The 23339-nt window shown below is 49.9% G+C and carries 21 protein-coding genes; 12 read left to right on the forward strand and 9 right to left on the reverse strand.

The genetic code is table 11. The annotated features are described in order from the left end of the window. Positions 1–37: 37 nt before the first annotated feature. From WC980_09805 to WC980_09820, 4 genes are all read left to right on the forward strand, one after another. Positions 38–334: a hypothetical protein gene (locus WC980_09805; GenBank protein ID MFA5795340.1), complete on the forward strand. Its 297-nt coding sequence runs from the start codon at positions 38–40 to the stop codon at positions 332–334. Between the two features lie 69 nt (positions 335–403). After that, positions 404–2020, forward strand: a complete 1617-nt coding sequence (locus WC980_09810; GenBank protein MFA5795341.1) for a HEAT repeat domain-containing protein — start codon at positions 404–406, stop codon at positions 2018–2020. 3 nt (positions 2021–2023) lie between these two features. Beyond that, positions 2024–3106: a tRNA preQ1(34) S-adenosylmethionine ribosyltransferase-isomerase QueA gene (gene queA / locus WC980_09815; GenBank protein ID MFA5795342.1), complete on the forward strand. Its 1083-nt coding sequence runs from the start codon at positions 2024–2026 to the stop codon at positions 3104–3106. Positions 3107–3167: 61 nt separating this feature from the next. Next, positions 3168–3779 carry a hypothetical protein gene (locus tag WC980_09820; protein ID MFA5795343.1) on the forward strand — a complete coding sequence of 204 codons (612 nt, stop codon included), beginning with the start codon at positions 3168–3170 and terminating at the stop codon, positions 3777–3779. On the opposite strand, the gene WC980_09825 is transcribed toward WC980_09820, so the two are convergent. From WC980_09825 to WC980_09845, 5 genes are read right to left on the reverse strand one after another with little or no spacing between them, the layout of a single operon-like run. Next, a complete protein-coding gene (locus WC980_09825; GenBank protein MFA5795344.1) occupies positions 3772–5031 on the reverse strand; it encodes a folylpolyglutamate synthase/dihydrofolate synthase family protein in 1260 nt (419 codons plus the stop codon). The two genes, WC980_09820 and WC980_09825, sit on opposite strands and share 8 nt — an antisense overlap. Position 5032: 1 nt before the next feature. Further along, complete coding sequence (mnmE, locus tag WC980_09830; protein MFA5795345.1) at positions 5033–6394, reverse strand: tRNA uridine-5-carboxymethylaminomethyl(34) synthesis GTPase MnmE; 1362 nt, start codon at positions 6392–6394, stop codon at positions 5033–5035. Beyond that, positions 6394–8133: a membrane protein insertase YidC gene (gene yidC, locus WC980_09835; protein MFA5795346.1), complete on the reverse strand. Its 1740-nt coding sequence runs from the start codon at positions 8131–8133 to the stop codon at positions 6394–6396. Before yidC ends, mnmE begins: the two co-directional genes overlap by 1 nt. Beyond that, entirely contained in the window at positions 8133–8399 is a 267-nt protein-coding gene (locus WC980_09840) for a Trm112 family protein (protein MFA5795347.1), read from the reverse strand. Before WC980_09840 ends, yidC begins: the two co-directional genes overlap by 1 nt. Next, positions 8396–8893 carry an MGMT family protein gene (locus WC980_09845; protein ID MFA5795348.1) on the reverse strand — a complete coding sequence of 166 codons (498 nt, stop codon included), beginning with the start codon at positions 8891–8893 and terminating at the stop codon, positions 8396–8398. The genes WC980_09840 and WC980_09845 overlap by 4 nt, the downstream gene beginning before the upstream one ends. A 129-nt stretch (positions 8894–9022) precedes the next feature. Between WC980_09845 and gatD the strand changes: the two genes are divergently transcribed. Together gatD and WC980_09855 are read left to right on the forward strand one after the other, a co-directional pair. Then, positions 9023–10408: a Glu-tRNA(Gln) amidotransferase subunit GatD gene (gene gatD, locus WC980_09850; GenBank protein MFA5795349.1), complete on the forward strand. Its 1386-nt coding sequence runs from the start codon at positions 9023–9025 to the stop codon at positions 10406–10408. 196 nt (positions 10409–10604) lie between these two features. Further along, on the forward strand, positions 10605–11807 hold the full coding sequence (locus WC980_09855; protein ID MFA5795350.1) for a hypothetical protein: 1203 nt from the start codon (positions 10605–10607) through the stop codon (positions 11805–11807). Positions 11808–12928: 1121 nt separating this feature from the next. Here WC980_09855 and gatE read toward each other — a convergent pair. Together gatE and WC980_09865 are read right to left on the reverse strand one after the other, a co-directional pair. Beyond that, positions 12929–14860 carry a Glu-tRNA(Gln) amidotransferase subunit GatE gene (gene gatE, locus WC980_09860; protein ID MFA5795351.1) on the reverse strand — a complete coding sequence of 644 codons (1932 nt, stop codon included), beginning with the start codon at positions 14858–14860 and terminating at the stop codon, positions 12929–12931. Between the two features lie 67 nt (positions 14861–14927). Further along, positions 14928–16433 (reverse strand): glutamine synthetase family protein, encoded by a 1506-nt coding sequence (locus WC980_09865; GenBank protein MFA5795352.1) that lies wholly within the window; start codon positions 16431–16433, stop codon positions 14928–14930. A gap of 139 nt (positions 16434–16572) precedes the next feature. Between WC980_09865 and WC980_09870 the strand changes: the two genes are divergently transcribed. The 6 genes from WC980_09870 to WC980_09895 are packed head-to-tail and all read left to right on the forward strand — an operon-like array spanning position 16573 to position 21580. Next, complete coding sequence (locus WC980_09870; GenBank protein ID MFA5795353.1) at positions 16573–17439, forward strand: sensor domain-containing diguanylate cyclase; 867 nt, start codon at positions 16573–16575, stop codon at positions 17437–17439. A 24-nt stretch (positions 17440–17463) separates the two neighbouring features. Continuing rightward, positions 17464–18066 (forward strand): Holliday junction branch migration protein RuvA, encoded by a 603-nt coding sequence (ruvA, locus tag WC980_09875; protein ID MFA5795354.1) that lies wholly within the window; start codon positions 17464–17466, stop codon positions 18064–18066. After that, the gene (locus WC980_09880) at positions 18063–18704 is read left to right on the forward strand and encodes a tetratricopeptide repeat protein (GenBank protein ID MFA5795355.1); all 642 of its coding nucleotides are present in this window, start codon (positions 18063–18065) and stop codon (positions 18702–18704) included. Before ruvA ends, WC980_09880 begins: the two co-directional genes overlap by 4 nt. Before the next feature lie 8 nt (positions 18705–18712). Then, the gene (locus WC980_09885) at positions 18713–19402 is read left to right on the forward strand and encodes a flavin reductase (GenBank protein ID MFA5795356.1); all 690 of its coding nucleotides are present in this window, start codon (positions 18713–18715) and stop codon (positions 19400–19402) included. A 1-nt stretch (position 19403) separates the two neighbouring features. Further along, positions 19404–20582: an FprA family A-type flavoprotein gene (locus WC980_09890; GenBank protein MFA5795357.1), complete on the forward strand. Its 1179-nt coding sequence runs from the start codon at positions 19404–19406 to the stop codon at positions 20580–20582. An 11-nt stretch (positions 20583–20593) separates the two neighbouring features. Continuing rightward, positions 20594–21580 (forward strand): WD40 repeat domain-containing protein, encoded by a 987-nt coding sequence (locus WC980_09895; GenBank protein MFA5795358.1) that lies wholly within the window; start codon positions 20594–20596, stop codon positions 21578–21580. A gap of 36 nt (positions 21581–21616) precedes the next feature. Here WC980_09895 and WC980_09900 read toward each other — a convergent pair whose 3' ends face one another. Together WC980_09900 and serS are read right to left on the reverse strand one after the other, a co-directional pair. After that, the gene (locus tag WC980_09900) at positions 21617–21955 is read right to left on the reverse strand and encodes a DMT family protein (protein ID MFA5795359.1); all 339 of its coding nucleotides are present in this window, start codon (positions 21953–21955) and stop codon (positions 21617–21619) included. A gap of 2 nt (positions 21956–21957) precedes the next feature. Continuing rightward, a complete protein-coding gene (gene serS, locus WC980_09905) occupies positions 21958–23208 on the reverse strand; it encodes a serine--tRNA ligase (GenBank protein MFA5795360.1) in 1251 nt (416 codons plus the stop codon). Positions 23209–23339: the final 131 nt, after the last annotated feature.

Below are 23339 nucleotides of genomic sequence, written 5' to 3' on the forward strand. Positions count from 1 at the left end.
TTGCTCCACCCTGGAAAACAGGCCGGACAGCATTCGTATTCCGGCCGCTATGGCATTGGGCAAATTCGGAGATGCTACGGCGCTCCAGCCGCTTAAAAATTCTTTCGTCAATAAGGAAAATGCCAAAGAGGTAAGAGTCAAGCTGGCCCAAGCCATCGGCGAAATACTCAGGGTCAACCCGGCTGAGACCATCAATAAAGAGATGTACGAAGCTCTTAAGAACGGATTGATGGAAGAAGATCTTGGTATTCAGGAGGCCTGCGCCAGGGCGCTGGGTAATGCGAAGCTTTCGTTGATTCAGCAGCGGGAATTGTTCCTTCTGAAGAATAAATAGCCGGTGGACAGCAGCCGAATCTTTAGGCGGTAAAAACAGCAAGCCGGATATTTTGCCAGCTATATTAAAATGGTAAAATTGCGTCATTTCTTGACTATAATTATTGTCAGCGCGCTGGCCGGACTGTCTTTATCGGCTAAAGACCAGAAGTCTATTGAGGAGTTGCATAAGACGGTTAATGATGGTTCCTATGGTAATTACTGGGACCGGATCGGTGCGATTAAGAATCTGGGAAAGTTTAATAATAAGGATGCGGCCGTAATTTTGGGCGGGTTGCTTGACGATGGCGAAGCGCCCATACGCGAAGGCGCGGTCATGGCTTTGGGCGCGATGACCGACAAAGCGTCAATCGAGTGGTTGGCCGCGGTCCCGCTGGCTAATCCCAAGAGTCCGCGTATGCGTCTGCACGCGGCTTGGGCTTTATCGCTCATCAAAGATCCGTCCACGCTGGTTAACCTGATTAATTCAATTAATGATCCCGATGATGCAGTCCAGGTCAAGGTAATCGAGGCTATCGGATGTTTGCCGGATAACTCCGACGCGGCCGATTATTTGATAAAGAAACTTAGCGTCCCTGTTCCGGAAGTCAGGGCCGCCGCGGCATTATGCCTGGGTCGGATGAAGGCGCAATCAGGGTTACCGGTGCTGTTGAAGAAGGTTAACGACCCGCACTGGACGGTAAAGGCGGCCGTGTTGGAGGCCTTGACCCAAATCAGCCCCGAAGAAGCGTTTCCATATCTTTTGTCCGGACTCAAGAGCACCCAGCCACAGATACGAATAGCGGCGCTGGAATCACTGGCGCAAATACCGGTAGATAAAGGAACTATTCTCAAAACGGTCGCTGAGTTATTTTCCGATAAGGTTCCGGCGGTCCGGGCTACGGCTATCCGGGTCAGCCGTAAATCGCATGACTGCAAGTATATTCCTTACCTGATAGACCGGCTGAAAGATGCGCAGTGGCAGCTCAGATATGACATCATTGCGGCCCTTTCGGATATCACCGGAGCGTCGGACAAATACAGCATTACCGGCTGGATGAGTTGGTATGAGGCCAATAAGGACAGGATAGAGTCATTGGCCGGGGCGCCGTTGTTTGAGGTTAATCCTGATGAGACCATCCCGACTTTTTTTACCATCCCGGTGATGGGCCGGAATATCATATTTGTCATTGATTTCTCGGGCAGTATGAAAAACGAGTCCGGCGGAAAAGACAGCTCGACTAAAGCCGATATCGCCCTTAAAGAGCTGGAAGCGGCTTTGTCAAAACTAAACTCAACGGCCTGTTTTAATATTATAATTATGAGTACCGAAGCAACCCGGATGAATAAGCGCCGGACCGGGTCGGTCATGCTGGCCGCGACGGATGCAAATAAGAAATTGGGAATTGATTTTGCCCGGTCAATCTGGGATAGACTGGAGGATATTCGACGGGGCAGGGGCGACCTTTATGACGCGGTTACTGAAGCCATGAAAGAGCCCGATGTGGATACGATATTCATACTTTCGGACGGCAAACCAACCTACGGCACTTATATTGTTGATGAAAATATCATTGCTAATCTGGAAAAGCAAAATCGTTTCCGCAAGATAACCATGAATACGGTGATGATTGGGGAGAAGGGTAATAACCCGGAATTAATGCGGAAAATAGCCGATGTCACCGGAGGCGTATTTATCCGCAAATAAATTATGAAGACTAATGCTTTAAATTACAGCTTGCCGCCAGAACTGATTGCCCAGCATCCGGCCCGGCCCAGAGATAGCTCCCGGTTGTTGGTTATGCGCAGGAAGGCGGATGGAATAGAGCACTGCCGGTTTTTCGATATAGAGAAATACTTGGTGCCGGGCGACTTGATTATTCTGAACAATACCAGGGTGTTGCCTTACAGGATGATTATGCAGCGGCTGACCGGAGGCCGGGTGGAGATGCTTTTGGTCAAGAATACCGGAGATAACATCTGGGAGGCAATGCTGGCCAGCAATCGCCGATTGAATAAAGGTGAGGAGTTAGTCAGTATGGTGGATAATCGTGTCCGGGCGGTGCTTGCCGGCCGGACCGCTGATCGCTGGCAGGTGAAACTCCCGTCCGATTTTGATGAGGATATGCTGGCGCGGTTGGGTGTAGCGCCGTTACCGCCGTATATTAAACGGGACAACACTTCCGGCAGGCTTCGGGCCAGCGATATCAGGGATTATCAGACGGTCTACGCTCATGCGCCAGGCGCCATCGCCGCGCCGACGGCCGGGCTTCATTTTACCAGGCCGCTGATTAACCGGTTGATTAAACAGGGAGTCAGGTTCGTTTACGTGACTTTGCAGGTCGGCCCGGGCACTTTCAAGCCGATTAAATCAGAAGATTTGTCCGGGCATAAAATGGAGGCAGAGCAGTTTGAGGTTATGCCCGATGCGGTGCGCGAGATAATGCAGGCCAAGCGCGACCACCGGCGCATCATCGCCGTGGGTACCACCGTGACCAGGGTTTTGGAGACGGTGTCAGGATATATCTCGTCAATGCTGGTTCATCCCTGGCTGCAACAGCACAACGTTCCCCGGGCGTCGGTAGTGGGCGGCAACACGGACCTTTTTATCCGTCCGCCTTATAAATTCAAGCTGGTGGATGGATTGATAACTAATTTCCATCAGCCGCACGGCACACCACTGGCGCTGGTTTTTGCATTTGCCGGTCGTCCGAAGGTGCTTAACGCTTATAAGAAAGCGATAAGCAGAAAATACCGGTTTTTCAGCTATGGCGATGCGATGCTGGTGATTTAGGTTAATCGGGCGTTAATTTTCTTGACAATTTTATTCATATTGGTAATCATTAAAATCAATTATGGCGAATATTATTGAATGTCCTATCTGCGATTCCCGGTTTGACGTCTCTGCATTGCCCGACGGCTCTAAGATAAAATGCAGTAAATGCAAGAAGGTCGTGGGTAAATTAGCCGGAGGCTCCCTGATGCCGATATTGGAATCGGTAAAAAAAGCGCCGGTTAAACAGGGCCGGCCGGCGATGTATTCCGATGAGAACGGCGAATATGAGGAAGTCGTGGTTCGTCGCCGGGTGGGCGCTCAGGGTGACGACTATTATCCGCCAACCAAAGACAGGCAGGATATCCTTCTGGCTGTAGCCGGGATTGTCGGTATCTTCGCGGTGCTTACGCTTATTTATACGATTATCAGGTCGCAGCAAATGGTGATACGCGCGCCGATGCCTATGGCGGCTTATAGCCCGGCGGCACCTAATACGCTGGTTCCGTCTGCTCCTGCGGCAGCGGCAACAGTTGTTCCGGAAACGCCGAAGCCAATTGCCCCGGCCGCAGTTAACCCTGTAACGCCTACTCCGCCCGTAGCTCCGGTAGTGCCGCCGCCGACTCCTCCGGCGCCTGTTGCTCCGGTTACGCCTGAGCAACCTAAGTCAGAAACATCTCCTGCGCCTAAATAGAACAGCCCATTGATTTGAGCACCTCGCCTGCCAGATAAAATGAACCTGTAACCAGTATCAAATCATTCTTGTTGGCTAGGTGCTTTGCCAGCCGCATGGCCCGGCGGTAATCTGGGTCGAGGAATATTGGGCGTTCCAGATAGCTTTCTTTTAGATAAGGCGTGAAATCTATCGGCGCCAAAAGGCGGGGATGTTTTGTGCTCGTAAAAATGACTGTGTCGGAAATGGGCATGATGATATCCAGCATCTTCGGTATATCCTTGTCCATGGAAATGCCGATGACCAGAATCAGTTTTCGATGGTCCAATTTAACGACCGTGTCCCTGACCGCTTCCATAGCCACTGGATTGTGAGCGCTGTCAATAATTATGCCGGGGCGGTGGCTGATGATTTCTATTCTGCCGGGCAGGCGCAATCCTTTTAGAGCGCTTTTTATCTTCGGCGATTCCACGTTGATATATCCTTGGAGGTTGAGTAGTTTAATGACTTCCAGAGCCAGGCCGATATTCTCGTTTTGGTGCTGGCCCAGAATCAGAGGCGCAGGGTAGGGTCGGTTAGTTTTATTCTGGACTACATAAAGCGGTGATTTATTCTTGATAGCTGAATCGCGAATGACCCGCATTGCATCCTGATATTGTTGCTTTATGGTTATGACCGGAACGCCGGGCTTGATAATCCCTGCTTTTTCCCGGGCAATTCGGGATATGGTATTACCGAGTTTGTCCATATGGTCGAAATCCAGTCGGGTTATTATGCTGGCCAGAGGCGTAATGACGTTGGTTGAGTCCAGTCGGCCGCCCAGTCCGACCTCTATTACCGCGAAGTCCACCCGGTTATCCCGGAAATAAAGAAAAGCCATAGCTGTAATAAGTTCGAAGAAGGTTAACCCTTTGATATTCCGCGAAGCGATTCTGATATCATTCATCAATCGGGCGAAAATACTGTTTGGAATTGATGCTCCGTCTATCTGGATTCTTTCGGTGATATTAATCAGGTGGGGCGAAGTGAAAAGCCCGGTTTTGTATCCCGAAGCCGAAAGTATTCTTGCAGTGATAATTGCCGTCGAGCCCTTGCCCTTGGTGCCGGCAATATGGATGAACCTAAGCCCTTGCTGCGGACGGCCTAGTTTATCCAGCAGTGATTCCATCCGCTTCAGATTAAAGGTCTTTTGGCTGTAATGGTATTTAGCCATCCGTTCGTAGTCGGTGTGCGTCTTGAGATAGTCATATGCTTGCTTGAATGTCTTAATCATATTACTTCCCGATACAGAACCGGCTGAAAATATTATTCAGGATATCATCGGTTACGGACTGGCCGGTAATTTGCCCCAGGCTATCTAACGCCTCGCGCAGGTCCAGCGCGACCAGCTCATAGGTTTGTTCTTTATCAACGACAGATAGGGCGTGTTTTAGGCTGGACAGTGTTTTATCCAGGCAGTTTCGATGCCGGTTGTTGACGGTAATGTCGCTGCTGGAGCGGTCTATCTGATTATTGGAAACCAGTTTAACCAGGGCTTCTTTCAGTGCGGTAATCCCCTGTCCGGTCCGGGCCGATGTCCGGACAACGCATGTTTTACCGAAGGCGGCATTTGATTTTATACTCAGGTCGCATTTATTTAGGGCAATAATAGATTTACCGGCGTCCAGTTTTGCCGATAGGGCGCGGTCATTCTTTGTAATGCCCCGATGCCCGTCAATGACCATTATGCGGATATCAGCCGAACCCAGCGTCTGATTGGCTAATCGGCGTGATTGCTTTGTCCGGTTATCAGGAACGCCGGTCATACCGGCCGTATCGAAGATTATGAATCGCTTACCGCCGTGCGTATAGACGCCTTCGATGTAATCACGGGTTGTGCCGGCAACCGGACTGACGATATTTTTCTTATCCGGAACTAGCCGATTAAAAATATTGGATTTGCCGGCGTTAGTCCGTCCGAATAGAACGCATACAACGCCTTCTTTGTGCGTCTGTGACTGTTCTTGAGATTTAAGCATTGAACCAAGCTGTCCGGTCAGGTATTTAAGGGCGGTCTTTATTTCTTCCGGTTGGATAATCTTGAAGTCCTGGTCCGAGAAATCCAGGGATAGCTCAATCCTGCTGATTAGGTCTAACAGCCGGCTATTGATAAAGGTTACGCGTTTGGCAAAGTGGTTCTGTAATTGTTTATTGGCCAGGGCGAGTTCCCGTTCATTCTGGCTCTTGATAATATCCAGAACGGCTTCGGCTTGCGCCAGGTTGATGCGCCCGTTGAGGTAAGCCCGTCTGGTGAATTCACCGGGTTGGGCCAGCCTGGCCCCCTTGGCCAGGAACTGTCGGACGATTTCCTGCAGTAATACCTCAGCGCCTATGGTGTGGATTTCAACCGCATCTTCACGCGTATACGAATGAGGTGATTTCATAAGATATAAGGCCGCCGGCGTATTCATACCTTTTAGCTGGAGGGTTCCCTCTATTGTTTTTCCATGCGATTTACAATAACTATCTGTCAGCCGCGGCGAAAAGAGCCCTTTGATTATTCTGAAAGTCTTTGGTCCGGAAAGCCTGATGATGCCTTTTAATGAGTTGCCCGCCGGTGTGGCTATGGCGATAATCGTATCCTCTGGTCTAACCATTACCTTAAGTAGAATTTCTTGATAAGTAATTGCTCGACAATGCCTAATAACGTTGAGGTGAACCAGTAGAGTGTCAGGCCTGACGGGAAGTTGTAGAACATAAACATGAATATCAAGGGCATAAACATCATCATCTTCTGCTGTTGGCGGGTCTGCGGGTCGGGCGATTTAGGCTGGGTTAATGATTGTATCAGCCATGATGCTGTCATCAATAACGGCAAAAGATGTAATTCGGTCCATCCAACTAACGGCATCGTGAACGGCAGATTAAACAGCACGTCAGGTTGTGATAAATCGGAAATCCAGAGCATGAACGTCGATTGCCTCAGCTCGATAGAAAGCGACAGCGCCTGCCAAAGGCCGATGAATACCGGTATCTGGAAGAACATCGGCAGGCATCCGCTCAGCGGATTAACGCCGTATTCCTTCCACAGTTTCATCTGTTCTGAGGCCAGCCGCTGCTTGTCGTTCTTGAATTGTTCCTGCAGTGCCTTGATGCGCGGGGTCAGTTTCTGGAGGTTATACATCGAGACCTGGCTTTTCTTGGTCAGCGGGAAAAGCGCTACCTTGATGATGATGGTTAATATGATAATGGCCACGCCGTAATTCTTGAAAAGTCCGTAAATAGAGGCCAGTAGGAACAGGATTATTTTGCTGATGAACCCGAACATCCCGTAATTAAGCAGGTTGTCAAGCCCTGATTTAGACATGGCGGCCAATTCCGAAGCGAGTTTTGGTCCGCTGTAGAAGGTGAAATCGTATGACTGCTTGCCGGCCGGGTTGAGCGTGAATTCCTTAGCCGTAAGGGCGAAGCTGATTTTATTGTTATCCATCAGGCTGAAGCTGTATTCAGCGATATCGGCCGGGTTAGCCGGAATGAGGATGCTGGCGAAATATTTATTCACCAGTCCGGCCCATTCAACCTTATCGGCCTGTTCGCGTCCGGCCTTGCGGGCGCGTTCAAGATCGGTGATGAGCAATCCAACCTTGGTCTTGCGGTCGTTGTTATCTTTGTCTTTTATCAGCGAGGTCGGCGTTACTTCGTCCTTGACATACCATTTATTTTTGATCTTATCGTTATAAGCCCGCACGCCGAATAAATCAATCTGGTCTTTCTGCTCGGCGATGATGCCGTTAATGCCGCCGATTGTTAGGGTTGGGGTAATAGGCTTGTCCGAAGTATTTTCCAGCGAGATTTTATAATCAAGAGAGTAGTTGCCCTGGACGGAGAATTGTTTTAAAATAATTACTCCGTTATCGGCCGTGTAGCGGAAAGTGACTGACTGGCCCGGCGTTTCTTCGGCGATAACCCAGTTGGCATTGCGCATTTCGGCTTCGTATCCAGTCAAGGAAAGGATGAAATTATTTTGGTTGATGACTTCGATAGGGCATACCAGTTTGAGCGCGTCTTTGCTCTTTGACTTGCAGTATTTGGAAAGCGTTACCGATTCTAAAGCCGCTCCTTTATTGGTAAATGATGCCTGGATATAATCGTTGCCGATGATTTTGTTTGTCAACGGCACGTCGGGATGCTTGTATGCTGTCAAAGTGTTTGAGACCGGCTGCGCATTTACAGTGGTGGCTGGCGTTGGCGTCACAGCGGGTTTATTATCAGCCTGGGTTATCGGCAGTTTAGGCTGCTCTTTGGGCGGAGGATTAAAATAAGGCGCCACATAAAAGATATAGCCCATCCATATCAGCAGGGTCAGTAATACGAAAAGGATTGTTCGTTTATCCATTAACCTTGGCCTTTCGACAGGGGTCTGAACTGATTGCCGCATTTAGCGCATTTTAACAGGTCCTGGCCATCCAGCCATTCCCGTTGCTGGCCGCACTTGGGGCAGGGACGTTCGGCTTCTTCCATCAGCATCACCGGGATATCGTCTTCAATCCGGAAGCGGCAGGCGCATTCCGGCCGGGTGCAGATAATCTTGGCGCCTTCCAGCCTGACATCGGCTTTGCATAGCGGGCAGGCCATTATATCGAGCATCTCTTTGTTTATCATCGTGCTTTCTCCAGTTTCAAAAGTTTATATTTTAATCCCGCGCCGCCGATGGCCGAAAAATTACCGATTTGTCCGTTCTTCCGGACCACCCGGTGGCAGGGTATCAGTATCGGCAATGGGTTCCTAGCCATGGCGTTACCCACAGCCCGGGCGCCGCCCGGAACTCCGGCCCGGCGGGCCAGTTCCGAATAGGTTATCACCCGTCCGTAAGGTATCCTTTGTAATGTCCGGTAGACCTTCCTTTCAAATCTGGTGCATTCGCTCAGGTCCGGTTTGGTCTTAAACCTGACCTTCCGGCCCCGGAAATAATTCCTTAATTCTTCGGCAAGTTTATTGCCGGAATAATCTGCGTAATCCGCGGTCTTGATGCCTAATCGCTTCAGTACCGATTGCTTATTCCTGCCGGGCAGAACGATTTTCTTAATGGTTCCTCCGGCATCGGCTGTCAAGCCGCACCATCCGAAGTCAGTCTTAACCAGACAGTGTTTCAGCATTGGAAAGGGAGATAATATCTTCTAAGCGCCTAATGTCAATATAATCAGGGAAATCACGCCATACGGATTTACTTGACTCAGCCGCTCCAAGAGCTAAATTAAAGGCTTTTAACGTAGGGACAAATTCATATGACCGCTGATTTATACAAAGGCTACAAAGGACAGGCCAAGGAGACCCTGATAAAACATAACGTCAAGGTCTGGAGCGATGTGGTCATCAATACCTCTAAAGGTGAGTTCAAGGGTATCATCCTGCCCCGTTCCGAGACCGGCGACCCGTTCCATATCGTGCTCAAGCTCCATTCCGGTTACAATACCGGCATCAACATCAACGTCATCACCGAAATCAAAGAGGTCGGCTATAAAGAGGCCATCTACAAGATACCCGAAAAGGCGTTTCCCTACGACCCCAAGAAGCACAATGTCACCCTGCTGGGCACAGGCGGCACCATCGCCTCGCGGCTGGACTACCGCACCGGCGCGGTTATCCCGGCCTTTACCCCGGGCGAGCTCTACGGCGCCGTGCCCGAACTGGCCGACATCTGCAACCTCAAGACCATCAAGCTTTTTGGAGTCTTCAGCGAGAACATGGGGCCGGAGCAATACATCGCCACGGCCCAGGCCATCGGCAAGGAAATCAAGGAAGGCGCCGAAGGCATCGTCATCGGCCACGGCACCGACACCATGCACCATACCGCGGCCATCCTGTCCTTTATGGTCCAGGACTCGCCCGTGCCCATCGTCATGGTCGGCTCCCAGCGCTCCAGCGATCGGCCTTCCAGCGACGCCGCGCTCAACCTGATAAACTCCGTCCGGACCGCCGCCGAGAGCGACGCCGCCGAGGTAATGATATGTATGTTCGGCCCGACCAGCGACCAGTATTGCCTGCTCCATCGCGGCACCAGGGTCCGCAAGATGCACTCCAGCTACCGGAGCACCTTCCGGACCATCGGCAACATCCCGCTCGGGCTGGTCTCGCCCACCGAGTTCAAGTTCTTCACCCAGGATTACAAACGCCGGCGCAAGGACCGCAACGTTAAGATAGACACCGCCTTCAATGAAAAGGTAGCCATCGTATATTACTACCCCAATATGAAGCCGGATATGATAGACTCCTTAATAGACAACGGCTACCAGGGCATCGTTATCGCCGGCACCGGACTAGGCCACGTCAACAAGCCGTTATATCCATCCCTCAAGAAGGCCGTCCAGAAGGGCATTACTGTGGTCATGACCGTTCAGACCCTTTGGGGCTACGTCCAGATGTATGTCTACGACACCGGCCGCGACCTGATGGATTTGGGTATCATACCCTGCGCCAATATGTTACCGGAAGTGGCCTATATGAAGCTGTGTTGGGTGCTCGGGCACACTACCGAACCGCAAAAGGTAAAAGAGATGATGCTCACGCCCGTGGCCGGCGAAATAACCGAACGCGAACCGCACGATGGGTATCTGATATTGCAGGGCGGCATACCCGAGGTCGAGGCATTCACATCTACATATCTGAAGTAAGCTCAGACCGAATAAATTGACTAATCCGGCTAAAAGCATATCATATCTAACAGTCCCGGTAGGGAGTGAACACGATTTAAGAAAAATTGTGCCTGCTGAAGTAGGAGAATAGATGGTTTGGCGGCGTGGGATGTGTCCCCACCCCAAGTGAGAAAGAAAATCAGGTGTGTGTCCCTCGAGTAAATAGGAGCAAAATATGATAAAAAAATATTTTATTTCCGGTATTGCTATTAGTTTAGGTTTGTTGGTGTCTTGTGGGAATTTTAATTCTCAATATGATTCTTCTATGCATGTGATGTATGTAGGGGGGCTTCTACAGCCGTGGGCAACAACAGAGTTTATTAACCGGAGTGATATAATAGTCACAGGGAAATTAATTCATATTACTCGAGGAGAAGCATCACCGAAAGCAACAGATATTGGTGAGATTGAGATTTACGAGGTGATAAAAGGTCCTTCGAGTATAAAAAAAATCAGTATAATTGTTCCTGGGTTAAATAAAAAACCACGTTATGGTTGCAATGAAGAACCGTACGAAGTTGACAAGGAAGGGGTATGGTTTTTATTTTATAGGGATGATCCGGATGGGCCATATTTAACTGTTCCTCCATCTAATCTTCTTCACAAAGATATGGCGGAAATGATTAGATGGACGGTGAATAATAAATTATTAGCAGATTTGCCTAAAGTTCTAAAAAGCTGTAATGGTAAAACTCGGTTATATGCATTAAGAAGTTTGCATATGGAATTATTAGATATGTCAAGAGAAAGAAAGCGGCAAGATTCATTTATATCTGGGATGGAGTATACACTATTACGAGATTTTCTTGAGATTTTGGATACAGATGGTGATGAGGCAATTCAAGGTGCTATAATGGAAATTTTACAGCAACTTAAAGGGAGGTCTCTGATTTTATCGCTTTTAGAAATGTTATTATATGAAGAGAACGAAACATTACAACTTGTAGCTATGAGAGTGTTAATTAATTTGGAACTATCTAATCGATTAATAATTCCAATATTGATAGAATCTCTAAAAAACAATAAATTATCAGTACGTTTATATGGTTTTGAGGTTTTAAAAAAACTAATAGATACCTCTGACTTAATTACTATTTACCGAGCCGAAGCTGATACAAATAGTATTCGAAATTCTGTGGGTAAAATAAAACAATGGTATATGGAAAATAAAGATTATTTATATTTTGATCAAAGTATATTTAGGGTTGAAATAATTGCTAAAGAAAAGAAAACTCCAATTAATTGGTTGACCAAAGAAATTATGGATAAAATAGATTTATATCGGATGAGGGAGCTTGAAGTAGAAATAGAAGGATATATAAATAAAGAGTATTCTCAGCCTAAATTTAATCCGGGGAAAAGCAGGACGGACCACTAATTTTGTGGACAAAGTGGGACAGACCAGAGCTACTGCCTCCTGTAAGGACGCATTTTGTAATGCAGGTTTTACTTGATGTCCAGGGTGAAGTTTATTAAATTCACGGGTATGCCAAGAGTTGCCAGAGCCATTATCATCGGATTATTTAGTGATTTTGTAAAAACTTTGTCTTGGAGGCCGCATAGATAGCGAAAAAGAAAACCCGCCTGACCGTCGGGCAGGTGTGTGGTCTGTCCCGCATTTATAATTTATGCCGTACCCGCATCCTTTTATAAAACTTACCGAGGAGGAAAAGAAGATAATCAAGTTTGAAATGCTTAAATCCCGTCAGCGTAATAATAAGAGTAATTTCTTACGGCTTAAGGTCCTTCAATTTTCAAATAATGGATTCACTTTCAAATCGATTGCTGAAATCCTTGACCGTTCTTATGCCTGGGTGAGGCAAACCATTTATATGTACAGGAAAGATGGGCTAAAACCGTTTATTTTACCATAAAATTATTAATAGCCGGATTAACCTGAAGGTGCTAAATTTCATATTTTAAGCTGGTAGATTCAGCTTTCTGAAATATTTAAATTAGCACCTTCACTGAGGATTTTGTGCTCAAAATACCCCAAAATAGGGGTATTCCCCCAGACTAGGGGTAGATACCCCCTCACCCTCTATCCTAACCTGACTCGCCTACAATAACTACCGGACTTACCTGCAATCACTACCGGCCTAACCTGCAGTTACTACCGGCCTAACCTACAACTTCTACCAGCCTGACCTACAACTTCTATCGGCCTCGCCTACAACTTCTACCGGCTCTACCTACAACTTCTACCGGCTTTGCCTACAACTTCTATCGGCCTTACCTACAACTTCTATCAGCCCCACCTGCAATCACTATCGGCTCTACCTACAATAACTACTGGCATTACCTACGTATTGAACCGAAATCCATATCTCCCTTCGCGGCTTTGAAGATAAAAAAGAAATGGTCGTAGATGTTGGGTTTAGATTACTTTTTGTATGAGTTTTTCCAGGACCGTGCCGTTTATAATCTCACCACAAAGGCACTAAGAGCACAAAGGGAATTGTTGATTATGGTTCAAGTGAAATGAGCAGTAGGATAATTTTATGCAAGTTGGTGTTGGATATATTTATTCAGGAGCTGGCCATTTATTCGACCCAGATATTTTTTCATTATTTTCCCGGCGTAGTAGCGGACCTTTTTGTCGGCTATCCCGGTATCCTTGGTATGGTAGGGTTTGAATGCGTTTGCCTTTATCACTTCTTTGATTGAACTGTCATACTTGCTTTCGGGTATGGGGCTGAGCTTCAGGCGGTCAATCACGCCTTTAACGCCGTCTTTGCCGTTTGCCGGCAATTCGGACAGGATGGCCGGGATGGCTTCTTTATAGAACGCGCCTTTGGCATACAATGTGAACATTTCGGTCAGGGCGCTGTCGGTTATCTTAGCTACGTCCACGCCCTTGCGCCGGAGCGCTTTCATCTGCTGGGTGAGCGTCACGGCTACCAGTGTGGGGTTGGCCTTGGTGTCGCTGAATATCCTATCAGCAGCTGTTGCCCGGATAGAGTCGGCCAGTTCCCAAGATATTCGGGGCGGGATGCTCAGCCCGAGGTAGCGTTTTTCCCTGACCATCGGAGGTTCTTTCATCTGTGCCCGGATGGCTTCGATGCGCTCGTTGGTTATCCGGGTGGGCGGCGAGTCGGTATCCGGATACATCCGGTTGGCGCCGGGCAGGATGCGTTCAAAGTCGTTGATGCCACTCCGGAACGGCTGGCGGGTTTCGTTGGGCACGCCCCTGACGGCGTCTATGACGCGCAGGCGGGTCTCTTCCAGTGCCGTAGCCACGTCGCCGGCCGAGCCCCAGACTACCACGCCGGCATCGTCCTTGCCGATATCCAGCGCTTTTTTTATCTGCGCCAGGTCTTCGGCCGAGCCGGGATATTCCGGGTACTTGTCCGTATGGAAGAAATTAGGCATCTTGTCCAGGCAGGCAATTACCCTGAGCCGTCCGGCAATCTCGTCGGCGAATGTTTTGGTCGGCTGTGCCGGTTGGTTGAGGATGCCGGCCAGTCCGGTGAGTTTTATGCCGCCCAGCACGCTTTCGGCAGACAAGGCGGATTGGATTATTTCCGATTTGGCATTAGCCAATTCTTTGGTGATATCTTTTTTTGGGGTATTGAGTCCGGCCTCGGTGATTTTACGCTGGGCCAGCAGTTTGGATATGGCCAGCAGGTCGCGCTGGCGCAGTGCTTCGTGATGGGTCAGGGTCGGAATCCAGCCGACCTTGGGCACGCCCTTGATTTCCACCCGCGAGCCGCCGGTGACCGAGACATTGACGTCCTGGCGGACCGAGCCGATGCCCCGGCGGACCTTACCGGTGGAGCGTATCAGCCGTCCCAGCTCGGTAACCACTTCCTTGATCTCTTCGGGCGTCCGCATATCCGGATAGGTGATGACCTCTATCAGGGGCATGCCCAGCCGGTCGGTCTTGAATACTATTTTGTGCCCGACGTCGGATATCTCCCGGCAGGCGTCTTCTTCGTAGCAGATGTGGCTGATGCCGATTTTCCGGTCTTTATAGGGTATCCAGCCGTTGATGCCGACCACGGAGGTGCGCTGGAATCCGGTCGGGATGCTGCCGTCCAGGTATTGCTTGCGCGAGATGTGCATTTCGTCCACCAGCGAGCAGTTGAGGAGCAGCGCGATTTCGATGACGATATCCAGTCCGTCCTGGTTGACCAGGAAGGGCGGGGTGTCGTCCATCTCGTAGGTGCAGGTGGTTTCGCGTTTGAGCCGGTAGATGACCTGCTTTTTAGTCTTGAATTCCATCAGGGCGCAGCCGTCGTATTCGCCCAGTTCGGATAGGGTCGGGCGCATATGGCGCAGGATTTCGGCGTCGTATTTCGGAGTGTACTGCCCGGCCGGGCAATTGCAGAAGGTCTTTTTGGCGGTGAATAACTGCTGGTGTATCTCTACGCCGGACTTGAAGCCCAAGCCCTGGTAGAATTTCAGATCGTTGTAATCTTGTTTAGGCATATTTTATGGTACGCAGATTTACAGGATAATCAGAACTCCGAAGGCCTGTGAAAATTTGCGTCCTATTTTAGCTGCAGTGTAGATATTGGTTAATCAGCTCCTTTATTTTCTGGGTTTTACCGTATAGTCTATGGCTTAGGTTCTTGTCATCGTAGCTTTTGAGTTTCTTGGCGATGCCGTCAATGACCTTGGAAGAGAAGACGTTATCCTTCTCGTAAACGGCCCGGTCATATAACAGGCAGTCGGCTGATTGCCAGCAGGAAAGCGGCAGCTGTGGCAGTGTTTTTTGTATTTTCTTGAACTCATCGTGGAAAATATTGACATCGACGTATAGCTTGCGGGCCAGGTCGAGCGCGCCGGCCATCTGCAGCCCGTGCCGGGCGGCCACGGCCAGGCCGGCCATCAATAAATGGATGTTGCCCGAACCGTCCGGGCAGCGGAATTCCACGGTCTGGCTGTCGCTATTGCCGGGCGATTTGGACTTTTCCTGCGGGTTGGCGTTGCGGGCCATATCGCGTTCGTTGCGCCAGCCCAGCGGTACGCGCACCAGCACCGAGCGGTTGCGGTCGCCCCAGCAGATGTTGGTCGGCGCTTCGTGTTTGGGTACCAGCCTCAGATAAGATACCGGCACGGTGTTGCCGAAGGCAGTCAGCGATGCGGCCAACTTGAGGTAGCCGGCGATGACCTTATGGGTGACATCGCTCAGCTTGTTATGGTCGAGCATCATGTTCCGGTTATTCTTGACCAGCCGGGTATGGATATGCATGCCGCTACCGGCATGTCCGACCAGCAGTTTAGGGGCGAAGGACACGGTCACGCCGTATTTATGGCCGAGCATCCGAAGTACCCACTTGGCCAGGACTACCTGGTCAGCCGCCTCTTCTATGGGAATATGGAGCATCTCTATTTCGTGCTGTTCCATTTCCATCTCGGCATCGGGGATATGGCCGACCTCGGAATGGTTGTATTTAATGGAGCATCCCATTGAGGCCAAAGCCTGGACGGCCTCAAGGCGGAGGTATTCCCACTTGGCGAACGGGGCGGAGGCGTGGTAACCGCGCTGGGCGTTGCTGGGGTAAAGCGGATTCTTGCCGGACAAGACATAATATTCCAGTTCGCCCATAGCTTCCATGCCCAGCCCGGTAGCGGACTTGAGCGATTGATGGGCCAGGGCGATGATGCGTTCAGGCGCGCTGGGCAGCGGGTCGCCTTTGCTGGTATAATAAGAGCAGAGCACATCCACGGCCGGTATGGCCGAGAATGGGTTGACGAACGCGGTCCGGTAGCGTGGGATGACATAGAGGTCGCTGGAGCCGGCATCGATGTAGGAAAACAGGGATGAGCCGTCTACCCGTTCGCCGGCCGCCAGGATGCTTTCCAGTTGTTTCAGGCCGGTAATCACGAAGTTGAGGGTCTTGAGCTGGCCGTCGCCGCCCACATAGCGGAAATTGAGCATTTGGATGTTATTGGCTTTGATGAACTTAACCAGGTCGGCCCGGGTGAAATCGGCCGGCGGTTTGCCCAGGTAGCGGGCAACCAAGTGCGGTGTCAGGGATAGGTCATAATTTCTCATATACTATATAACAATAGACAGTTTATAACGACACTACGTAATTTAATTTATAAAGGAATCCCGGAATGTCAAGGAAATTGGAATGTGACGCACTAATAAACTTGACTGCACGGCTATAAAGTATATCCTAATCAGGATTATGAATAAGATTTCACCTAAGGCTGTAGATTATTTCCAGATATTTCTGGAGGCCTCGCCGGATATGATTGTCATCAGCGATAACCATGGCAAGGTCGTCGAATGCAGCAATTCCGTGGAGTATTTTCTGGGTTATGCCAAGAAAGAGCTGATTGGCAAGGCTATCTCCGACCTTTATTTCAACCCGGTAGACCGGTACAAGCTTCTTGATACCCTTAAGAAATACGGCAAGGTTATAGATTACGAGACCCGGCTGAAGAATAAGTCCGGTCGGATGATGCCGATCAGCACCAGCATGACCTATTTCCGCGACGCCAGCGGACGGATAATCGGGACATTGGGGATTGCCAAGGATATCCGCCGGCGCAAGGAGCTGGAGCAGAAAGTCCTTAAGATGGCCATCACGGACGGCCTGACCGGGCTTTTTGACCGCGGACATTTTAACGTTATGATAAACAAAGCCGTGGATAAAGCCAATAACACCAAGAACCCGCTCAGCCTGATAATGATTGATTTGGACGGTTTCAAGGAATACAATGATACCAAAGGTCATCTCGAAGGCGATAAGGTTTTGCACGAGGTCGGCCGGATTGTCCATAGGGTCATCAGGCCTAAGATTGATACAGCTTTCAGGTACGGCGGTGACGAATTCGTCATCCTTCTTCCCGGCCAGTATGAAGATATGGCCATGCGTTCGGCCGACAAGATACGCAAGCAGATAGAACAAACATTCAAGAAGCAAATTACCGGCAGTATCGGCGTCAGCCGCCTGCGTCCTTTCCAGAGCAGTTATTCACTGATAAAATCAGCAGATGAGGCGATGTATCGTTCCAAGAAATACGGCGGTAACAGGGTTTCTATCGGATAACATAATCAGTGAAATCAGAGGTTTATGTTTGATTATTTTATCGGACAAATAAAGAGCAAGAACCCGGCCGCCGCGGTATTGGAAGTCAACGGCATTGCTTTTAAGTTTCTGATACCGGCATCAACTTACGATGCCTTGCCGGCGGAAGGACAGGTGAAATTATTCGCACATCTGGCCATATCAGGCGGCATGGGCGCGACTGAGATAGGGCTTTACGGATTTGCTACCGGCGATGAGCGCCAGTTATTCCAGCTTTTAATGATGGTTACACGGGTCGGGCCGTCAATGGCGTTACGCATCGTTTCGGGCGCTTCGGTCCAGCAGACTTGCCGGGCGATTATATCTGATGACGTCAAGTTCCTGGCCAAGATAAAAGGCGTCGGTGAGAAAACAGCTCAACGAATCATTATGGAACTGAAAGAGACTGTCAGCACCAGATTACCTATGGGTCAGAGTGATTTTACTACGTCCACCGACCGGTCCGCGGCGGCCGATGCGATATTGGCCATGGTTTCGCTGGGTTACCAGCGCATCACCGCGGAGAAAAATGTTAAGGACGCGGTTAAACTTCTCGGGCCCAAGTCATCCACTGAGGAAATAGTCAGAAAGGCGTTGTCACAGATATGAAGAAAGTAATTTTACTGGCAGCCGTTTTAATTATCCTGACGTATTGCGGCTGCGGCGGTACTCCGGATGCCGACCTGTCCGGACTGAAGGCCGAAGATTTTTACGAGCTGGGTCTAAGCTGGTTGAATAACAAACAGGCCCAGCGCGCCGAGATGGTATTTCGCAAGGCCATCGCTCTTAAGCCTGGCTACGCCGATGCCTACATTAAGCTGGGCTACGCCTATTATTTTATGTATGAGCAATTCCTGGCATCGACTGAATACAAGGATGATGCCCCCAAGTATTATAACCTGTCCTACAACTGTTTTAAGGAAGGGGCAAAATATAAACCTGATGATCCTGAATGTTATACCGGACTGGCCCGGCTGGAATTGGCCGGCGGCCGATATGAGAACGCGGTTAAATATCTGCTTATTGCCCGGGGGAATAATCCGGTGGATGATATCGATATGGAAGCGACTATATGTTACGAACTGGGCCGGAGTTATGTAGAGCTGGGTAAGCTGGCCGAAGCGCTTAAGGAATATAAAACTTATCTTGACGTCGCGCCGCTGGGCGAGGAGCAGGAAGACGCCAAGATGGCCATAAAATACCTGGAAGAGCAACTATCCAAGGATCATTCGCCGGGTAAGAATTGAATAAGACGATGAACCCTAAAACATTCTACAAAATAAGCTACGGTTTGTACTTGATATGCTCCAAAAAAGGGGATAAAATCAATGGACAGATTGCCAATACCGTATTTCAGGTGACCTCTGAGCCGGCTACCATAGCCGTAAGCATCAACAAAAAGAACCTGACACACGAATTCATCACGGTCGGCAAAGTATTCACCGTTTCGATACTGGCGCAGGATATGCCCATGAATCTTATCGGCACGTTCGGGTTTAAGAGCGGGCGGGATATTAATAAATTTGAAGGCGTCCGGTACCGGGCCGGCCAGACCGGCGCGCCGGTAGTGGAGCAGTATTCTATCGGTTACCTGGAATGCGAGGTTGTCAGCAGTTTTGACGTGGAAACGCATACCATATTCATCGGCCGGGTGATAGACGCCGAAATCACCGGCAATGCCGAAGCCATGACCTACGATTATTACCATAAAGTCAAGCGCGGAACGGCTCCGGCCAGTGCGCCTACTTATATTAAAGAGGATAAACCGGAAGGAGACAGTAAAATGAAGAAGTATAAATGCTCCGTATGCGGTTATATCTATGAACCCGAAAAGGGCGACCCGGAATCAGGCATAAAACCTGGCACCGCCTTCGAGGATATTCCTGACGACTGGGTCTGTCCGCTCTGCGGCGTGGGTAAGGATAAATTCGAAAGGATAGATTAATATGAAAATAAGAGAGCTGAAGAAGGATGTTTTTACGGTCGGCGCCATTGACTGGGACCGCCGTCTATTTGACGAGCTTATTCCTTTGCCGGACGGTACCAGCTATAACAGTTACCTGATAAAGGGCTCGAATAAGACCGCGCTGATAGATTCAGTTGACCCGGCCAAGCGCGAAGTGCTGATGGATAACCTCAAAGAGCTGGGCGTAACCAGCATCGATTACGTCATCGCCCATCACGCCGAGCAGGACCATTCCGGCTCCATACCGGATGTCCTGGCTGCTTACCCGATGGCCAAGTGCGTCTGCACGCCAAAGTGCAAGGAGATGCTTAAGGATTTGCTCCTGATACCGGATAATAGGTTTATCGAGGTCAAGGACCGCGAGACGATATCGCTAGGCAACCGGACGCTGGAATTCATCTACACGCCCTGGGTGCATTGGCCGGAAACTATGGTGACATTTCTCAAGGAAGATCAGACTCTATTTTCGTGCGATTTCTTCGGCTCGCATCTGGCTACCAGCGACCTTTATGTCACCGACGAACCGCGGGTATACGAGGCGGCCAAGCGCTATTATGCCGAGATAATGATGCCGTTCCGGAGCCTGATACAAAAGCATATCGAGAAGGCCAAAGCGCTGGGCGTAAAGCTGATAGCTCCCAGCCACGGTCCGGTGTACAACAAGCCGGAATTCATCATCAACGCCTATGCCGATTGGACATCGGACAAGGTCAAGAACGAAGTGGTTATCGCTTATGTTTCTATGCACGGCAGCACCAAGCGGATGATAGATTATTTTATCAGCGGGTTGATGAAGAAAGATATCGCCGTAAAACCATTCAATCTGCCCAAGACCGATATCGGCCAGCTGGCCATGGCTCTGGTGGACGCGGCGACCATCATTATTGGAACTCCGACCGTGCTGGTCGGTCCGCACCCGGCGGCTGTTTACGCCACTTATCTGGCCAACGCCCTGCGGCCCAAGGCCCGGTTTGCCTCTATCATCGGTTCTTACGGTTGGGCCGGCAAGGTGCCCGAGGTGATTACCTCGATGCTGCCTAACCTTAAAGTCGAGGTTATTCCGCCGGTATTTGCCAAAGGCTATCCTAAAGCAGAAGATTACAAGGCTCTTGACAGGTTAATCGATGATATCGCAGTGAAACATCAGACTATAAAATAGAGAGGTGTATTATGAGAAATAAACTTTATCCGGTACTGTTGATAATCGGATTGGCTCTGGTTATAGCCATACCCGTGGCATTGACCGAAACCAAGTCGGTAGAAAAGAAATCCATGCTGGAGCTGGAGCGGGTATTAACCGGACATACCGAGGGTGTTTTCACGGTGGCTTACAGTCCGGAAGGTCAGACTCTGGCTTCAGCCGGCCAAGATAAAACCGTAAAAATATGGGATATGACTAGTGGTTATGAAATACATAGCCTTGAAGGGCACAGCGGGTTAGTTTGGTCAGTGGCTTATAGCCCGGATGGTAGTTTGGTTGCATCCGGTTCAGACGATGGTTTAATAAAACTCTGGGATCCGATAACCGGTGAGGAAGTCAGGACTATTGACGCTCCATCCGCTATCTGGGACGTTGTTTTCAGCCCGGACGGCAAGAGGCTTGCTTCGGGTAATGATAACGCCCGGGCCAGCTTGTGGAACGTGGCCAATGGCCAGGAAATCCAATCGCTCCATGAACACCGGGCCCAGGTGTTCGTTGTGGCATTCAGCCCGGACGGCAAGATGCTCGCCTCTGGCGCGCATGATAATAAGATTGTGCTCTGGGATTTAGCTACATATAAAGTTATCCGTGTCCTGGAAGGGCACACGCACCTGCTGTTTACCCTGACCTTCAGCCCGAACGGCAAGACCCTGGCCTCGGGCAGTTTTGATAATACCATCAGGCTCTGGGATGCAACAACCGGCATACGACTGAATACGCTCAAAGGGCATACCCAATGGATACGTTCGGTTGTTTACAGTCCCAACGGCAAGATAATCGCCTCCGGCGCCCAGGATAACACCATCCGGCTCTGGGACGCGGCTACCGGCGTGGAGTTGGAAAAGATTGTTGCTCATAATCACTGGGTTCACGCCCTGTCATTCAGCCCGGATGGTACGCACCTGGCCTCGGGTAGTCTTGACAAGACTATCAAAATCTGGAAAGTTAAATATTAATAAGGATATGGGCAGGGCGGTTGGGGGCGATGGGATTCAGCAAGCTTTGAACTTGAAGATAAAGAATACCGCCGCAATCATCAACATAAAGCCCACGATATAATTCCACTTCAGGGGTTCGTTAAGATAGAATACTGAAAACACGCAGAATACTATTAGCGTAATCACTTCCTGTATCGTTTTCAGCTGGGCGGTTGACATAGTGGCCGAACCGATTCGGTTGGCCGGCACCTGAAAGCAATACTCGATAAAAGCTATCAGCCAACTGATGATGATTACCAGTATCAATGGGGCGCTTTTGTATTTGAGATGACCGTACCAGGCAAAAGTCATGAATATGTTGGCAATGGTCAAAAGTACTATCGGGTAGAACATAGTTATTTCATATACGGTTTGAGTACTTCCGGTATCTCAAACGTGCCGTCAGGTTTCTGATAGGTTTCCAGCAGGCAGATGACGGTGCGGGGCAGTGCCACGCCGGAGCCGTTGAGCGTGTGGACAAACTGTAATTTTCCGTCCTTATTCCGGAACTTGATGTTAGCCCGGCGCGCCTGGAAATCGGTGAAGTTGCCGCAGGATGACACCTCCAGGTATTGTCCCATTCCGGGAGCCCAGGCTTCGATGTCATACGTCTTGGCGGCCGAGAAACTCATCTCGCCGGTGCTGAGCTTGATGACACGGTATTCCAGACCCAGCAGTTGCAGGACTTCCTCGGCATTAACCACCAGTTTTTCCAGTTCATCGAACGATGTTTCCGGATGGACGTATTTGACCATCTCGACCTTGTCAAACTGATGGACCCGGGTGATGCCGCGGGTTTCCTTGCCGTAAGAGCCGGCTTCGCGCCGGAAGCAGGGCGTATATGCCACGTAATACAACGGCAGTTTATCTGCCTCGATGATATTATTGCGCCAGATATTGGTCAGCGGCACCTCGGCCGTGGGAATCAAAAACAGGTCATCGTCCTTGGTGGCATACATATCCTGCTCCAGTTTGGGCAACTGGCCGGTGGCGTACATCGACTGGCGGTTGACCAGGAACGGAGGCGATACCTCCTGGTAGCCGTGTTTGCCGGTATGCAAATCTATCATAAAATTAATGAGGGCCCGCTCCAGCCGTGCACCCATGCCCATGAACAGTATGAAGCCGGAGCCGCTCATCTTGGTGGCCCTATCCTGGGCCAGGATGCCCAGCTTTTCACCGATTTCCCAGTGTGGCTTGGGGGTGAACGCGAACTCCTTGCGCTTGCCCCAATGGCGCACCTCAAGGTTTGACTCCGGTCCGAAGCCGATCGGCACGTCCGTGGCCGGGACGTTGGGTATCCAGGCAAGCAGGCTCTCAAGCTCGGTTTCCAGCGATGCCAGCTCGGTTTCCAGCTGTTTGATGTCGTTGCCCACGGACTTCATCTGGCTGATGATGTTGTCAGCTGGCTGGCCTGATTTCTTCAGTTTGGCCACCTCTTCCGACGCCTTATTGCGTTCGGAACGGAGCGTATCCAGCCGGGTAATCCGCTCACGGCGTTTGGCGTCAAGCTCCAGGACAGTGTCAATGGCCACCTTGCTGTCCTTATTCTTGGCCGCGGCCTTGACGATATCTGGATTCTTGCGGATGAATTCTATATCTAACATATGATATACTATTATCGGCTTTAGCCGGGAGCTCCTGAAATATTAGCCCATTGTTTGGCGGCTAAACTATAACCTGAATATTTTGACATACTATTTTACATAAGTATATTTTCAGGATAAATAAAGGGCGT

Source organism: Candidatus Brocadiia bacterium, from assembly GCA_041658285.1.
In the GTDB taxonomy this organism is placed as follows: Bacteria; Planctomycetota; MHYJ01; order JACQXL01; family JACQXL01; genus JBBAAP01.

Bases quoted from the DNA above. Each gene is read 5' to 3' on its own strand.
- ruvA (MFA5795354.1), top strand. From the start codon at position 17,464: ATGTTTGATTATTTTATCGGACAAATAAAGAGCAAGAACCCGGCCGCC.
- WC980_09845 (MFA5795348.1), bottom strand. From the start codon at position 8,893: ATGCTGAAACACTGTCTGGTTAAGACTGACTTCGGATGGTGCGGCTTG.
- WC980_09855 (MFA5795350.1), top strand. From the start codon at position 10,605: ATGATAAAAAAATATTTTATTTCCGGTATTGCTATTAGTTTAGGTTTG.
- queA (MFA5795342.1), top strand. From the start codon at position 2,024: ATGAAGACTAATGCTTTAAATTACAGCTTGCCGCCAGAACTGATTGCC.
- mnmE (MFA5795345.1), bottom strand. From the start codon at position 6,394: ATGGTTAGACCAGAGGATACGATTATCGCCATAGCCACACCGGCGGGC.
- gatD (MFA5795349.1), top strand. From the start codon at position 9,023: ATGACCGCTGATTTATACAAAGGCTACAAAGGACAGGCCAAGGAGACC.
- WC980_09885 (MFA5795356.1), top strand. From the start codon at position 18,713: ATGAACCCTAAAACATTCTACAAAATAAGCTACGGTTTGTACTTGATA.
- WC980_09895 (MFA5795358.1), top strand. From the start codon at position 20,594: ATGAGAAATAAACTTTATCCGGTACTGTTGATAATCGGATTGGCTCTG.
- yidC (MFA5795346.1), bottom strand. From the start codon at position 8,133: ATGGATAAACGAACAATCCTTTTCGTATTACTGACCCTGCTGATATGG.
- WC980_09880 (MFA5795355.1), top strand. From the start codon at position 18,063: ATGAAGAAAGTAATTTTACTGGCAGCCGTTTTAATTATCCTGACGTAT.
- WC980_09870 (MFA5795353.1), top strand. From the start codon at position 16,573: ATGAATAAGATTTCACCTAAGGCTGTAGATTATTTCCAGATATTTCTG.
- WC980_09820 (MFA5795343.1), top strand. From the start codon at position 3,168: ATGGCGAATATTATTGAATGTCCTATCTGCGATTCCCGGTTTGACGTC.
- WC980_09810 (MFA5795341.1), top strand. From the start codon at position 404: ATGGTAAAATTGCGTCATTTCTTGACTATAATTATTGTCAGCGCGCTG.
- WC980_09840 (MFA5795347.1), bottom strand. From the start codon at position 8,399: ATGATAAACAAAGAGATGCTCGATATAATGGCCTGCCCGCTATGCAAA.
- WC980_09890 (MFA5795357.1), top strand. From the start codon at position 19,404: ATGAAAATAAGAGAGCTGAAGAAGGATGTTTTTACGGTCGGCGCCATT.
- WC980_09900 (MFA5795359.1), bottom strand. From the start codon at position 21,955: ATGTTCTACCCGATAGTACTTTTGACCATTGCCAACATATTCATGACT.
- serS (MFA5795360.1), bottom strand. From the start codon at position 23,208: ATGTTAGATATAGAATTCATCCGCAAGAATCCAGATATCGTCAAGGCC.
- gatE (MFA5795351.1), bottom strand. From the start codon at position 14,860: ATGCCTAAACAAGATTACAACGATCTGAAATTCTACCAGGGCTTGGGC.
- WC980_09825 (MFA5795344.1), bottom strand. From the start codon at position 5,031: ATGATTAAGACATTCAAGCAAGCATATGACTATCTCAAGACGCACACC.
- WC980_09865 (MFA5795352.1), bottom strand. From the start codon at position 16,433: ATGAGAAATTATGACCTATCCCTGACACCGCACTTGGTTGCCCGCTAC.